Consider the following 14,444-nt stretch of genomic DNA (forward strand, 5'->3'; position numbering starts at 1 on the left):
ACTCTGGAAGGGGAAATGTATGATGATGAATGTACCATTAACAGTAGGAGCCATGATGGAAAGAGCAGAGCAGTTTTTTCCTGAAAAACAGGTGATTTCACGAACGTCCGGCGGGGTTTCGTCCTTTACTTACAGAGAGATCGGAAAACGTACGCGCCGTCTCGCATCAGCTCTTGCGGAGCTTGGGGTTGAACGAGGAGACCGTGTAGCTACGCTGGCCTGGAATCATCACCGCCACCTTGAAGTTTACTTCGCAGCTCCGGGGATGGGAGCTGTACTTCATACAATCAACATTCGTCTGAGTCCTGAACACATTATCTACATCATTAACAATGCAGAGGATAAAGTGCTTCTCGTAGACGAAGATGTATGGCCTCTAGTGGAAAAAGTGAAGGACCAGTTGAAAACGGTGGAAGCATTTATTGTCATGACAGATTCAGAGGAACTCCCCGAGTCAGATATTTCCCCTCTGTATTCCTACGAAGACCTGCTGGAAAAGGGAGATGAACGTTTTGCTTTTATAAAAGACCTGGATGAAAATGAACCTGCGGGAATGTGCTACACGTCTGCAACAACAGGGAATCCCAAAGGTGTCGTTTACTCTCACAGGGGGATCGTTTTGCACAGTTTTGCGCTGGGTCTGGCCGACACTGCCGGCATCTCTGAAGCAGACCGGTGTATGCCTGTTGTTCCGATGTTCCATGCGAATGCCTGGGGACTGCCGTTTGCGGCAACCATGCTCGGAACAACGCAGGTGCTTCCGGGACCTCAGTTTACACCGAAGCTGCTTGCAGATTTCATAGAAAAAGAGAAGGTGACGATTACTGCAGGCGTTCCGACAATCTGGCTCGGGCTGTTGAACGAACTTGAGAGCGGCGATTATGATACAACGAGTCTGCGGGCTGTGTTATGTGGAGGATCTGCGGCACCATCAGGGATGATCCGTGCCTATGAAACAAAATATAATGTTCCGTTTTTACACGCATACGGTATGACCGAAACCAGTCCTCTTGTGACCGTTTCAAAGTTAAAGAGCTATCAGGATGATCTTGGTGAAGAAGAAAAGCTGGATGTGCGCTCCAAGCAGGGGCTCCTCGTTCCAGGACTTGAGATGAAGGTCGTTGGTGAGCGGGGAGAAGTAGAGTGGAACGGTGAGGACATGGGTGAATTAATGCTCCGAGGCCCGTGGATTGCAAATGAGTATTACCGGGATGATCGTACAGAAGAGGCATTCAGGGACGGATGGCTTCATACGGGGGACGTTGTAACGGTGGATAAAGAAGGGATCATAAAAATCGTCGACCGGACCAAGGATATGATTAAAAGCGGCGGGGAGTGGATTTCTTCTGTAGATATCGAGAATGCTCTTATGGCACACGACGCCGTCTTTGAAGCAAGTGTAGTGGCGGTTGCCCATCCTGAATGGCAGGAACGGCCCGTGGCGTGCGTGGTGCTGAAAGATGAGTATAAGGATGAAGTGGGAAAAGAAGACCTCATGGATTTTCTGAAGCCGCAGTTTGCCAAGTGGTGGCTTCCGGATGACATTGTGTTCCTGAATGAAATTCCAAAGACGTCAGTCGGGAAGTTTTTAAAGAGAGCTCTCAGGGCTCAATTGAAAGATCATCTGGTGATAAAATAAGAGGAGGAGGTTGACTCAAAAGGTCGTTTTTTTACCTTTTGAGTCAACCTCGAAGCAATGAGTGGAGCCATTGCCAATCTACCGGGACATTTTGAGACCCCTTCGTTTTTTTGGGAGTGGGGAAGGGGAGATGAAGACTAAATCGTTAAATCGTGCTCTAACTTGTTTAAAGCAAAGCCTAACTTGATTAAACCCCATACTAACTTGTCTAAACCTTCTTCCGCCATTTACCTTCACACACATGTCAAAAAAATCGTGAGCACCGTACATGTAAAAAACCATCATATCGTTTATAATAAAGGGACGGTTAAAATTCCTTTACTTCATAAAGGATTTTATTTTAAAATAAACTTGTGAAAATATTCACAATCACAGCAATTATTGAATGTAAACCACCTTAAATGGGGGATTTAAGACTATGAAAGAATTAAAGAAACTCGCATTTGCCCAGCGCAGTAAGGTGAATGCCCTTTATACAACAAGCTTTCTCACAGGAGCGGTGATGATCGCCCAGGCGTACTTAATTGTGCTCATTGTTGACGGGATCTTCATGCAGGGACGGTCCTTTTCGTGGACAGTGCCCTACCTTGGCGCTCTTTTGGTTGTCTTACTTGTGCGCTCCCTCCTTTCCTATTTCGCAGCCCGCACGGGGATCCGGATGGCTTCGAAAGTCAAACAGGATTTTCGCGAAGCACTTCTGAAGAAATTTACAAAAAATCCGGTCCAGGCTTCCCTGGAGGGGCAGTCGGGTAAAAAAGTCAGTGTCATGCTCGATGCGGTGGACGAAGTGGACGGTTTTTACAGCAGGTATATTCCACAGATGATTCTCACATATGTGGTTCCGCTTATGCTTTTAGTTACGATTTTTATCGTAAATCCCTATTCCGGTCTTATTATACTGATTACGGCACCGTTCATTCCGTTTTGCATGATTCTTATCGGAAAGGTGACTCAGAAAAAGCAGGACGAGCAAGTGGAAGAACTGACCCGCTTTTCAGGACAATTTTTAGATACACTGCAAGGTCTTGCTACATTAAAGCTGTATGGTCGTGGCAAAGAACAGCGTGAACAAATACGTGAAAACAGTCTGCGCTTCCGGGAAGCAACAATGAATGTGCTGAAGGTCGCATTCCTGTCTTCTTTAATGCTTGAATTTATTGCGATGCTGAGTATCGCTCTTATTGCAGTTGAAGTAGGTCTGCGCCTGGTCATATACGAGAGTATTTCCTTTTTCACTGCGTTTCTTGTGCTCACAATCGCACCTGAATTCTTCAACACTCTTAAAAACCTCGGTACAGCGTTTCACTCCGGCCGGGGCAGTATGGCTGCGGCAAACCGGATTAAAGAAGAAATTGATAAGCCGGAACAGCCTGTGGAGTGGGGGACCGAGGCTTTCGAAGGCATCAATTCCCCGGAGATCGTTTTAAAGAACGTTCGTTTCCAATACGGTGTTGAAGGGTTCGCGTTAAAAGAAATGAACACGGTTATTCCCTCAAATGCTAATGCAGCTGTTATTGGCCTGAGCGGTTCAGGAAAGACAACGTTACTGCATATTCTATCAGGACTCGCAGCCCCGTCCGGCGGTGAGATCCTTATAAACGGCAAGAACCGTTCAATCCTGAAAGAAGAGGACTGGTTTGGTCAGTTAAGCTATATTTCCCAGCATCCTTATCTTTTTTCCGGAACGATTGCGGACAATATTGCTCTCGGTATGGAAAACAAGGTTACGAGAAAAGAGATTGAAGCCGCTGCTGAAAAAGCAGGGATCGCATCCATGGTTACAAGACTTGAAAAAGGGTACGACACTCCGGTTGGAGAAGGAGGACGCGGTCTGAGCGGAGGAGAGAAACAGCGTGTAGCATTGGCACGGGCGTTTATTAAGAATCCGTCGCTCATCCTTTTCGATGAACCTACTGTCGGACTCGACCTTGAAACCGAGCAGATTCTTCAAACATCTATAAAAGAACTGTCTCAGCGTGCCACTGTAATTACGGTTGCTCACAGACTTTATACGATCAAACAGGCTGACACAATTATACTGCTGGATGATGGAGCCGTGGCTGCCCAGGGTACACACGAGGACCTGATGGAAAACTCTGCAGACTATCGCAACATGGTTGAACTGCAGCAAGAAGGGGTGGAAGAATGAAGGACTTAGCCGTCATGTTTTCCCTGATTTCAAAAGAAAAAAAGGACGTCCTTTACTCCATTTTGTTTGGCTTTATTGCCGGGGTGGCTGCTGTGGCTCTTTTTGCATCGAGCGGATATCTGGTTTCTAAAGCAGCGCTCGTACCTCCTTTATACACGTTAACCATGACCATAGCGTTTTTGAAGTTTATCAGCTTTTTACGAGCGGGAAGCCGCTATGCTGAGAGGTATTTCTCTCACCGTGCAACGTTTACGATTCTCAGCAATCTGAGGGTCCACTTCTACAATAAGCTTGAACCGCTGGCCCCGGGAATCTTTCAGAAATACCGGAGCGGAGACTTACTGGCAAGAATAGTCGGAGACGTAGAGCATCTGCAGTTTTTCTTTCTGCGAGTCTTTTATCCCCCGATAGTGATGGTGACGATCTTTCTCAGCACGATAGTGTTCACGCTGTTTTTCTCCGTTTACGTGGCACTGGCAATTGTCGGGGGGCTTATCCTGACGGGATTTTTGATTCCGGCCTGGTTCGCATACCGGCAGAAAAAGACGAATGCCACAGTGAGGGAAGAACGGGGGGCTCTCTCCACAGAGGCTGCGGAACTTCTTTACGGATTTCGTGATCTGAAAATACACCAGCGTCTTTCTGAACAGGAGAAGGCATTAACAGAAGCATCCGCCTCTTATGTAAAGGAGCAGGAAAAAGAACACATTCAATCTGCCTACAGCGAGTCGGTTAACGGGGCTGTTGCTTTGACTGTTACGTGGATCGTGCTGGGGATAGGTGCCTATCTCGCTTCAACGGGGGAGTTAAACGGGCTGTTCCTTGCTATGCTGGTGTTAACGTCCCTTACAGTATTTGAAAATTCCACACCCATGGCTTCGTTTCATACTCATTACGAAGGAAGCCGTCAGTCTGTGAATCGTCTGTCTTCCGTTCTTGATGTAAAAGAAGGCGCAGTGCGGGAGAACACATCATCACTGCCTCAGGAAGCTTATGAAATTTCAGGAAAAAACGTCTGTTACACATTTCCCGCGGATGAGCGACCGGCTCTCAAAGACGTGAGTTTCATATTACCGGCAGGCTCCAGGACAGCGATTGTAGGAGCAAGCGGCTCCGGTAAATCCACTCTTATGCAAGTGATGTTGAATGTCCTGTCTCCGGATTCAGGAGACGTTAGGCTGGCAGGAAAAAATACTGAACAGCTGGATAAAGAAGACATCTGGCGCTCTGTCAATGTGGTTTTGCAGGAAAACCATTTCTTCTATGGAACGATTGCCGATAATCTCCGTATCGCACGGGACGCTGTAACGGATGATGAGATGACCAGGGCTCTGGAAAAAGTAATGCTGAGTGATTTCTCCTTGAATGACCGTGTTTATGAAAAAGGCGGGAATTTGTCCGGCGGAGAAAAGCAGCGTCTTGCTATTGCAAGAGCCATGCTTAAAGGAGCACCACTTTGGGTGATGGATGAACCGGTGTCTTCTGTGGATTCGGTGACGGAAAAGAAGATTCTTGATGAACTTTACGAACAGGCAAAAAATGATACCCTCGTTTTAATCAGTCATAACCTGAGAGGTCTTGAGCGTATGGACCAGATTATTGTAATGAACGATGGCCGTATTGAAGAAGCGGGAACCTACCGGGACCTGATGGAGAAGCAAGGGTATTTTTATAAGATGAAGGAAATTGAAAAGAGTATTCTGATGTAAGGAAGAAGTCTTTAGAGGCTTCTTCTTTTTCTTTTTTAATATTTCACTACTCGAACAAGTTTCTTTTTTATAAGAAAAGGGGTATACAGAAACAGGTAATATATTCTAAAAATTTCATATTGGCTGATGGAGGAGAACGAGATGAAAAAGACAATCGTGTTTGGAGCGGTGTTACTGAGTTTATCCCTTGTGTTAGGTGGTTGCGGCAGTGATGATGACACTACAAGTGCAAACGAACCTGAAGAACCAGCTACTGAGGACGAACAAGAAGGTCAGGTGGATCAGGAAGAACCTTCTGAAGAACAGGAAGCTGATAACAGCGTTGAAGAGACAGAGGCACAAGGAACCAATGAAGACGAAGGAGACGAAAGTGGCGATACAGAAGAAGGCGGACAAGAAGAGCAGGAGGAAGCAACAACAGATACAGGAGCATCAGACAACAGTCTGTTAAACCCTTCTATTTCTGAGCTCTCTGAAGGCGATATTGAGGTCATTTATACAAACAGTAATGCAGACTTTGTTCATGACATGGACGGGTTTGTTGTAAGTGTTGACGAGTACCAGCTTGTGAAAATAGAAGATATGAACCGAAATATGACGATTCCTTTTAACGATGAGGTTGATGGGTACCTGGTCACAGCTAAGATAACGGTTGATAATCAAAAAGACACGGCTATGTATTACCCGATGTCGTTAAGAATTCAAATGAATGACCAGTATGACTATTCCGTATCACAGCCAAGACTTTTTATTGATGACGCTGATGTGGTGGTATCGGAAATGGAGGAAGAGGTTTCAAAATACGGAGCTGGAGAGAAGGTGTCCGGATTGGTTTCCTTTGCTTTTTCAAACGAAGAATATGAAAGGCTGACGAATACGAATCCGAAGTTTATTATTTCAGGAGGAGCCGCGGATAACGATCAGTTCTCCGGAGGTTACCGTGAAGAAGGGGTGTTTGACTTTATTTATTCGAGTGAACAGGGTGACGAAGTCTCCTCTCGACCGGATCTTTATCAGAGTAAACTTGTTACTGACAACATTGCAGAACAGTCGATCATCTTTGAAGACACATCTATTAACCAGGAGGAAATGATTGACGATGTCCGGGTGACGTTAAAAGGTGTTCAGTATACCGAACTTGAGCCTACAGCTTCCTTTGAAGAAGCCTTTACGGACACGGGGGATGGTCTGGTGGCGTTAACAGTCCTTTTCCATGTGGACAACCAGTCTGATTCACCAATCAGCATGTTCTCGACACGTTCTATGTTAACAGTAGATACAAACCGGGCCAGGTATATGCCTGAGGGAATGCTTGAGCCAGGCACAGAGACAATGCTTGAACCTGGAAATGATACGGAAGACATGAAAGGGTTTTTATTCTACAAGGACGAATTTGAGCTCTACGAGAATTTTGAGCTTGAATACGGTCCTTTCTATGGAGAAGACGGACGGGAATTGTTTAAGGCTGACTTGTTGAATTTTACCCTGCCAAGGTAAGCGTGTAAGAGAGAGACCAGCTTATAAGGGTGGAACCTTGTGAGCCGGTTTCTTTTATTAAGGCTGACTTTACAATGTTGGGGAGGGATTCTATGTTGAGTTTTGTTGAAAGGAATTGGCTACCTTTCCGCAGTCACATATTCCTTTCAGCTGAGCAAGACCCGTTTTGAAAAAGGTAATGAAGCCGAAGTGCCTGAGACTCCTGTGGCCGTGGGGGCCAGGCAAGACCCCGCAGGACATAGAATGCCACTGAAAAAGTCAAAGTCCGGAAATTACATCACCACATAGGGCTCTGATTGCAGCACGAAAGTGGTTTTGGTTTTTATTGCTTATGTGCTAAAGATCATTTTAATTATAAAAAAGTGTTGATTGGAGCAAATGCGCGACACTCCTGCGGGAGGAGCGAGTTCCGGGGAGACCCCGCAAGCGTGCAGCGCTGAGGAGGCTCCCGAACCGCCCGCGGAGGCTTACTTATTGTGATAATCTTTATACCAGTCCACAAACTTTCCAACACCTTGCTCAATTGAAGTAGAGGGCTTGAAGCCGATTGCTGCCATCAAATCACTCACATCAGCAAATGTGTCTTTCACATCTCCCGGTTGAAGAGGGAGGTACTTTTTTTTAGCGGAGATACCAAGTTTTTTTTCCAGTGCGGCAATCATATCCAATAACGGAACAGGTGTGTTGTTTCCGATATTGTAAAGCTTGTAAGGAGCACTGCTCTCCGATGGTGGTGGATCCAGGCTGTCATTTACACCTGCCGGCTTATTGCTCAACAGCCTGACAATGCCTTCAACAATATCATCGATATACGTAAAATCACGCATCATGTTTCCGTTATTGAATATTTGAATCGGCTTTCCTTCCAGAATGTTTTTAGTAAACGTAAAAAGAGCCATATCCGGGCGTCCCCATGGGCCGTAAACAGTAAAAAACCGCAAGCCTGTCGAGGGAATGTTAAATAGATGACTGTACGTATGGGCCATCATTTCATTTGCTTTTTTCGTTGCTGCATATAAGCTTGCCGGATGATCGGTATGATCATCAGTCGAGAACGGCATTTTCTTATTAAGGCCGTAAACAGAACTGGTGGAAGCAAAGATAAGGTGCTCTACAGGATAGTGACGGCAGCACTCGAGAAGGTTCATAAAACCTGTTACATTTGATTGAATGTACGTGTCCGGGTTTTCAAGGCTGTACCTCACGCCAGCCTGGGCTGCCAGATGAATAACGGGGCCAGGCTTTTCTTTTTCAAAAAGGTCTTCCATATTCTTTTTGTCTTCCAGAGCAACCTTGTAAAACGTAAACAGTGGATGCTTAATCCATTTTAAGCGCGCTTGTTTCAAGCGGGGGTCGTAGTAACTGTTTACATTATCCAGCCCCACAACGGTGTACCCTTCTTTTGTTAACCGCTTGACGACATGGGCACCGATAAAACCGGCACATCCGGTAACGAGAATTGCCATGAGTTTTCCTCCCGCATTTCAGGGTCATTACCTATATTTATGAAAATGGGGAAAGGGAGGTATGGGCGGCTAAAAATGATATAAGGGATGTGTTAAAGGTTATTGCTGCAGAAGTGGCGTGTGAAAAGGAATAATTGAAACTCACCATTAAAGTTAAGCAGAGCAAAAAAGAAGCCTCCTTAAAAAGGTGTAATCTTCCGCACCTTTTCAAGGAAACTTCTTTAGAACCGGCTGCTAATGAGCGACTTCCTGTGTATAGCCTTTGACCTGATGTATGATATCATTTTCCAAGTGGTCATTCATTTGCTCGAGGCGTTTCCCGATAAAGAAAACATCGATCAGGGGCCAGATAAATAAGGTAAGCCAGCCGAAGAGAAGAAGAGCTACTCCGTAACCTACATCTCCCAGGTAAAAGCGGTGACCTCCCAGAACCCCGGTGAACCACCATAATAAGTACATAATCAGTTTACTTTTCTGCTTCTTTTCAAATTCACTCTGTACCATACTGAGCTGTTCGGAAGATAATTCTTTTTTTAACAGTAAATTGTCCAATCCCATCATCCCTTCTGAAGTTCTCCGGTTGATTTCACCCTACCCCTCATTTTATGACCCGGGTCATAGGGAATATGTCTTCCCCCGCAACAAAACTGATGGGTTTTGTCTTCACGCTCCAAAGGAAAGAAGTTAGAATAGAAGTAATCTTAAGAAGGAGGCAGGCACACATGAGCATTGGATATATAAACGGCAAGTACGTAGCACTGGATGAGAAAGCTGTCCCTATTGAGGAAAGGGGTCACCAGTTTGGTGATGGTGTATACGAAGTAATCCGTTATTACAACGGAGAAGGATTTATGCTTGAGGAGCACCTGGAACGGCTGGAAAAGAGTGCAGAGGCGATCAGGATCGATCTTGAAGGGGGGATTGATTCCATTCGCACCATTATTGAAGAAGGGGTAAAGAAAGCGGCAATTCCCGATTGCAGTGTATATCTGCAGATCACGCGGGGGGCAGCTGAACGGAACCACCTTTTCCCAAAGGATGTTCCCCCATCTGTTTCCATGACCATAAAGCCGATGGCGCCTTTTAGTAATGAAATGCTGAACAATGGTGTATCTGTCATTACACACCCGGATGAGAGATGGGCAAACTGTTATATTAAATCCCTGAACCTGCTTCCCAATATTCTTGCCAAACAAGCTGCAGCAGAAAAACACGCCTATGAAGCCATTCTGTACAAAGATGGCAAAGTAACAGAATGCTCGTCGTCTACTATCTTTATCGTATTAAACGACACCGTCATTACGACACCGCTGTCAAAGCAGATTCTGCCGGGAATTACCCGCATGGCTGTAAAAGAGATTTGTGAAAAAGCGGCAATCAGGTTTGAGGAACGGGAGTACACGACTGAAGAACTGTTTATCGCTGACGAAGTATTCTTAACGAGTACCACGTCTGAAGTGCTTCCTGTAACACAGATAGATGACAGGAAGGTTGCGGAGGGGACCCCGGGAAATCTGACTACGCTTTTAATGGAACTGTTCAAAGCGAAAACCGGACAATGAATTCCGCTGTTTTCGTATCATACATGAGACAGGCGGGTCCGCAGAAATGAAGCACCTTCTGTAGTGACAATTCTTTTGCAGAGGTGCTTTAAATAAAAACATCAGCAGCACTGACCATAGCCTTGGTCTGTGCTGCTGATGTTAGTTTAATATTTTTTATTAACATTATTAATCCAGTGAAATATCATCACGGAACAAATTGTAAGCGTCACGGACGATGTCGTAGTCACTTGGATCAGCTTCAATGATGCCGTCCCACCGATAAACATCGTTCATAATCTGAATCATTTCTTCATTTTCGTTGAAGGAAAGAAAAGCTTCTTTAATTTCTGCTTTAAGGTCTTCATCGAGCTCTTCAATCAGAGTGATCGTGTCGTTTGGAATCGCTTCTGTGTATTCAATAACCCTCAGCGTGTCCATAATGTCCGGATAATCATCAGTAAGAACAGAACGGGCATCTTCAAATGTTGTCGCTACATCTGCTTCCCCTTCATACACACTTACTAAAGCCCCGTCATTGGAACCGGCCTGGAATTCCTCACCGAAAAAGCTCTGCACGTCTTCAACACCGTAGTTTTCAGCAAGGTGCGTAGCCGGGAACAAAAATCCTGCAGGAGAAGCGGGATCAGGATATACCCACGACTTTCCCTCTAAATCTTCAATACTGTCAATGCCGCTTTCTTCATGAACGACAAATTGGGCACGGTAGGAATCTTCCCCGTTTCGTTCAGATTTCAAAATAACTTCAAATCCATAGCGTTCTTCACCCTGCACGTAACCGAGAGCAGGAAGAAAGCCGATGTCCACATTTCCGCTTCCCATGGCTTCAACCAGTCCGGAATAGTTAACCATTACAGAGCCTTCCACAGGCCGCCCCAGGATCTCGGATAACTCGTCTGCCAGCGGTTCAACTGTAGAAGCAATGTTATCTGAGTCGGAAGAAGGTACAAACCCCATTACCAGTGCGTCCTCTTCATCCCCGTTTCCGCAGGCTGCGAGAGACAGTGCCATAACCCCGACGCTCATCATCAATATTTTCTTCATAATGCCAAAACCCCCAAGATGTTATTTATGTACAATTCTCATTCTAGTTTAACGGTACGGGGGGTTCAATTCTTTTTTATTAAATTTCTGTAAATTGGCAGTCAGACTTCAATCTGCTATACAACAGAAATAAAGATTAATAGCGATAACGTTGCTGTTATAGGGTTATACACACATTTTATAAAAAAATCAGAATAATTTGGATAAACCGGTTGTTTTTTCTGAACCTCCTGTTATATAATACATAACATAATAAAAACTGTATCATAACAGTGGAACAACAAAAAACGGAAGGGGATTTTAAAATGAACTGTCACAAATGTAACGGGCACGGTGATATCGGCTGTAAGAAGTGTCAGACAACAGCGAAACATAAAACAGGTGATCACCACCTGGAATGTGAAGACTGTTGTGGTACAGGCGCTGTAATCTGTCATTTCTGTCTTGGTAACGGAAGTATCGAGTAACGAAGGAGGGCTATTATGTCTAAGGGTGATATTCAGTTTTCAGCATTGCGAAATGAAACGTTTTCTGAAATTCTATCGGATGGTGCAGTTGAATTTATTTGTAAACTGCACCGGAAGTTTGAGGGTGATCGTCAATCTGTATTAAAACAGAGGGAGGACACGCAGCGTTCGATTGATAAAGGAGAGCTTCCGGTGTTTTTGGAAGAAACGAAGAGTGTGAGAGATTCGGGCTGGACAGTGGATGATGTTCCGGAACCCCTTCAGGACCGTCGGGTTGAGATCACGGGTCCGAGCGGGAATAAAAAGATGGTAATCAATGCTTTGAACTCAGGGGCTCACGTATTTATGGCAGACCTTGAAGATGCAAACTCGCCAACCTGGGAAAATCAGCTTCAGGGCCAGGTGAATTTGTACGAAGCGATTCGAAAAACGATTGATTTTACCGCACCTAACGGGAAGGAATATAAGCTTAACGATACGACTGCAACACTCATTGTCCGCCCACGGGGCTGGCATTTGAATGAAATGTCCGTTGAGGTTGACGGAACGCCAATGAGCGGTTCATTATTCGATTTTGGTCTTTATTTTTATCATAATGCAACAGAGCTGCTAAGCCGAGGGCTGGGACCGTATTTTTACCTTCCGAAGCTGGAGTCGTATAAAGAAGCCCGGCTGTGGAATAACGTCTTTAATTTTGCCCAGGATGAACTTGGAGTTCCACGGGGAACGATAAAGGCTACGGTTCTGATTGAGACCCTTCACGGCGCTTTTCAGGCAGATGAAATTCTATATGAACTGCGTGAACACAGTGCAGGACTCAACTGCGGCCGGTGGGACTATATTTTCAGTTATATTAAAATACTGAGAAACCATGAAAAGTACATTCTGCCTGATCGTTCAGAGGTAACGATGACCGTTAATTTTATGCGGGCCTATACACTGTATGTTGTGAAGACGTGTCATAAGCGGAATGCCCATGCCATCGGTGGTATGGCAGCCCAGATTCCGATTAAAAACGATGAAGAAGCCAACAATCGGGCACTTGAAAAGGTGCGTGCAGATAAGGAACGGGAAGTAAAAGACGGGCATGATGGCACGTGGGTAGCCCACCCGGCGCTCGTTTCCGTTGCAAAAGAAGTGTTTGATAAGTATATGCCAGAGGCAAATCAACGCTCAAAACAGCGTGATGATGTTCATGTAACGGCAGAAGATCTTCTCAGTGTACCAAAGGGACAGATCACGGAAGAGGGACTTCGTGCCAACATAAGTGTCGGTCTTCAGTACATTGAAGCGTGGCTTAGAGGGTTTGGGGCTGTACCGATTCATAACCTGATGGAGGATGTAGCGACTGCTGAAATTTCAAGGGCACAGGTCTGGCAGTGGATCCAGCATCCTGAAGGAAAGCTTGAAGAGGGAACTGACATTACCGAACAGCTTGTGAGCGGCTTTATTGACGAAGAGCTTGAAAAAATCAAGATAAATTCGGGTGACGAAGTTTTTTCACGGGGAAGGTTTCCCCTGGCCCGGAATATTTTTGAGCAGCTTGTCACGCAGAAAACATTTACTGAGTTTTTAACACTTGTAGCTTATCCATATCTTGATAAACAATCGGAGGGGATCTTAAAATGAACAAAAAAGCAGAGCAAATAAACCAGGAGTGGCAGACGAATGCAAGATGGCAGGGAGTAGAACGTCCTTATACTGCTGAAGAGGTAGATAAACTGAAAGGATCTATTACAATTGAGCATACCCTTGCAAGACGGGGGGCAGAGAGACTGTGGAAAATGCTGAATGAAGAAGAGTTTACCCGTGCCCTTGGTGCCCTTACAGGTAACCAGGCAGTTCAGCAGGTTAAGGCAGGACTTAAAGCCATTTACCTGAGCGGGTGGCAGGTAGCAGCTGATGCTAACTTGTCCGGACAGATGTATCCGGACCAGAGTCTGTACCCGGCAAACAGTGTACCAAGTGTTGTAAAACGAATCAACCAGGCTCTTCAGCGTGCAGATCAGATTGAATACAGTGAAGGAAAAACCGACACAGACTGGTTTGTTCCGATTGTAGCTGATGCGGAAGCGGGCTTTGGCGGGCAGCTGAATGTATTTGAGCTTATGAAAGGAATGATTGAAGCAGGGGCAGCGGCAGTTCACTTCGAAGATCAGCTTTCTTCCGAGAAGAAATGCGGTCATTTGGGAGGAAAAGTGCTTCTTCCAACACAGCAGGCGGTTCGTAACTTAATTTCAGCTCGACTGGCTGCTGATGTAATGGATGTTCCTACTGTGATCATTGCCAGGACCGATGCGAATGCCGCAAACTTAATCACGAGTGATGTGGATCCTGCAGATCATGAATTCATTACAGGGGAAAGAACGGCAGAAGGATTTTACCGGACCCGCGCCGGAATCGACCAGGCGATTGCAAGAGGACTTTCCTACGCTCCTTATGCAGATCTGATCTGGTGTGAAACATCTGAACCGAATCTTGAGGAAGCTCAGAAATTTGCAGATGCGATTCATGAAAAATTCCCGGGCAAGATGCTTGCCTATAACTGTTCACCGTCCTTTAACTGGAAGAAAAAACTGGACGATATTACGATCGCACAGTTTCAGGAAGAGCTTGGGCGTATGGGTTACCGGTTCCAGTTTGTTACCCTTGCAGGCTTCCATGCATTGAATCACAGTATGTTTGAACTTGCACGCGAATACAGCCAGCGTGGCATGGCTGCCTACTCTGAACTCCAGCAGGCTGAATTTGAAAGTGAGCAGTATGGCTATACAGCTACAAAGCACCAGCGAGAAGTAGGAACAGGCTACTTTGATGAAGTAGCTAATGTGATTTCCGGCGGAACATCTTCTACAACAGCATTGAAAGGCTCCACTGAAGAAGAGCAGTTTGTGAAATAGGTTGACAAAGG

At 45.5% G+C, this 14,444-nt stretch carries 11 protein-coding genes; 8 read left to right on the top strand and 3 right to left on the bottom strand.

Annotation, left to right across the window (positions count from 1 at the left end; translation table 11 throughout):
* Positions 1–22: 22 nt before the first annotated feature.
* From JSY36_RS11105 to JSY36_RS11120, 4 genes are all read left to right on the top strand, one after another.
* Complete coding sequence (locus tag JSY36_RS11105) at positions 23–1,639, top strand: long-chain fatty acid--CoA ligase (protein ID WP_205166666.1); 1,617 nt, start codon at positions 23–25, stop codon at positions 1,637–1,639.
* 418 nt (positions 1,640–2,057) lie between these two features.
* A complete protein-coding gene (gene cydD, locus JSY36_RS11110; RefSeq protein ID WP_205166468.1) occupies positions 2,058–3,788 on the top strand; it encodes a thiol reductant ABC exporter subunit CydD in 1,731 nt (576 codons plus the stop codon).
* The gene (gene cydC, locus JSY36_RS11115) at positions 3,785–5,497 is read left to right on the top strand and encodes a thiol reductant ABC exporter subunit CydC (protein ID WP_205166469.1); all 1,713 of its coding nucleotides are present in this window, start codon (positions 3,785–3,787) and stop codon (positions 5,495–5,497) included. Before cydD ends, cydC begins: the two co-directional genes overlap by 4 nt.
* A 141-nt stretch (positions 5,498–5,638) precedes the next feature.
* Positions 5,639–6,994 (top strand): DUF5068 domain-containing protein, encoded by a 1,356-nt coding sequence (locus tag JSY36_RS11120; protein ID WP_205166470.1) that lies wholly within the window; start codon positions 5,639–5,641, stop codon positions 6,992–6,994.
* 467 nt (positions 6,995–7,461) lie between these two features.
* Here JSY36_RS11120 and JSY36_RS11125 read toward each other — a convergent pair whose 3' ends face one another.
* Both JSY36_RS11125 and JSY36_RS11130 read right to left on the bottom strand, forming a co-directional pair.
* Positions 7,462–8,460 (bottom strand): NAD-dependent epimerase, encoded by a 999-nt coding sequence (locus JSY36_RS11125; protein ID WP_205166471.1) that lies wholly within the window; start codon positions 8,458–8,460, stop codon positions 7,462–7,464.
* A gap of 234 nt (positions 8,461–8,694) precedes the next feature.
* A complete protein-coding gene (locus tag JSY36_RS11130) occupies positions 8,695–9,012 on the bottom strand; it encodes a TM2 domain-containing protein (protein ID WP_205166472.1) in 318 nt (105 codons plus the stop codon).
* A 170-nt stretch (positions 9,013–9,182) separates the two neighbouring features.
* Here JSY36_RS11130 and dat point away from each other — a divergent pair, with 170 nt between their 5' ends.
* Positions 9,183–10,022, top strand: coding sequence for a D-amino-acid transaminase (gene dat / locus JSY36_RS11135; RefSeq protein WP_205166473.1), 840 nt, complete (start codon positions 9,183–9,185; stop codon positions 10,020–10,022).
* Between the two features lie 168 nt (positions 10,023–10,190).
* On the opposite strand, the gene JSY36_RS11140 is transcribed toward dat, so the two are convergent.
* Positions 10,191–11,066 (bottom strand): phosphate/phosphite/phosphonate ABC transporter substrate-binding protein, encoded by an 876-nt coding sequence (locus JSY36_RS11140; RefSeq protein ID WP_205166474.1) that lies wholly within the window; start codon positions 11,064–11,066, stop codon positions 10,191–10,193.
* A gap of 305 nt (positions 11,067–11,371) precedes the next feature.
* Here JSY36_RS11140 and JSY36_RS11145 point away from each other — a divergent pair, with 305 nt between their 5' ends.
* Genes JSY36_RS11145 through aceA form a run of 3 tightly spaced genes read left to right on the top strand, consistent with a single transcriptional unit; the run spans position 11,372 to position 14,433 of the window.
* Positions 11,372–11,533, top strand: coding sequence for a hypothetical protein (locus JSY36_RS11145; protein WP_183163822.1), 162 nt, complete (start codon positions 11,372–11,374; stop codon positions 11,531–11,533).
* A gap of 15 nt (positions 11,534–11,548) precedes the next feature.
* Positions 11,549–13,162 (top strand): malate synthase A, encoded by a 1,614-nt coding sequence (gene aceB, locus JSY36_RS11150; protein ID WP_205166475.1) that lies wholly within the window; start codon positions 11,549–11,551, stop codon positions 13,160–13,162.
* Complete coding sequence (gene aceA, locus JSY36_RS11155) at positions 13,159–14,433, top strand: isocitrate lyase (RefSeq protein WP_205166476.1); 1,275 nt, start codon at positions 13,159–13,161, stop codon at positions 14,431–14,433. The genes aceB and aceA overlap by 4 nt, the downstream gene beginning before the upstream one ends.
* Positions 14,434–14,444 lie beyond the last annotated feature (11 nt).

This window comes from Alteribacter salitolerans (genome assembly GCF_016901055.1).
Classification (GTDB): Bacteria; Bacillota; Bacilli; order Bacillales; family Salisediminibacteriaceae; genus Alteribacter; species Alteribacter keqinensis.

Excerpts from the sequence above, each read along its gene's own strand:
- JSY36_RS11105 (WP_205166666.1), top strand. The coding sequence starts at position 23 with ATGATGAATGTACCATTAACAGTAGGAGCCATGATGGAAAGAGCAGAG.
- JSY36_RS11120 (WP_205166470.1), top strand. The coding sequence starts at position 5,639 with ATGAAAAAGACAATCGTGTTTGGAGCGGTGTTACTGAGTTTATCCCTT.
- aceB (WP_205166475.1), top strand. The coding sequence starts at position 11,549 with ATGTCTAAGGGTGATATTCAGTTTTCAGCATTGCGAAATGAAACGTTT.
- JSY36_RS11145 (WP_183163822.1), top strand. The coding sequence starts at position 11,372 with ATGAACTGTCACAAATGTAACGGGCACGGTGATATCGGCTGTAAGAAG.
- JSY36_RS11125 (WP_205166471.1), bottom strand. The coding sequence starts at position 8,460 with ATGGCAATTCTCGTTACCGGATGTGCCGGTTTTATCGGTGCCCATGTC.
- aceA (WP_205166476.1), top strand. The coding sequence starts at position 13,159 with ATGAACAAAAAAGCAGAGCAAATAAACCAGGAGTGGCAGACGAATGCA.
- cydD (WP_205166468.1), top strand. The coding sequence starts at position 2,058 with ATGAAAGAATTAAAGAAACTCGCATTTGCCCAGCGCAGTAAGGTGAAT.
- dat (WP_205166473.1), top strand. The coding sequence starts at position 9,183 with ATGAGCATTGGATATATAAACGGCAAGTACGTAGCACTGGATGAGAAA.
- cydC (WP_205166469.1), top strand. The coding sequence starts at position 3,785 with ATGAAGGACTTAGCCGTCATGTTTTCCCTGATTTCAAAAGAAAAAAAG.
- JSY36_RS11140 (WP_205166474.1), bottom strand. The coding sequence starts at position 11,066 with ATGAAGAAAATATTGATGATGAGCGTCGGGGTTATGGCACTGTCTCTC.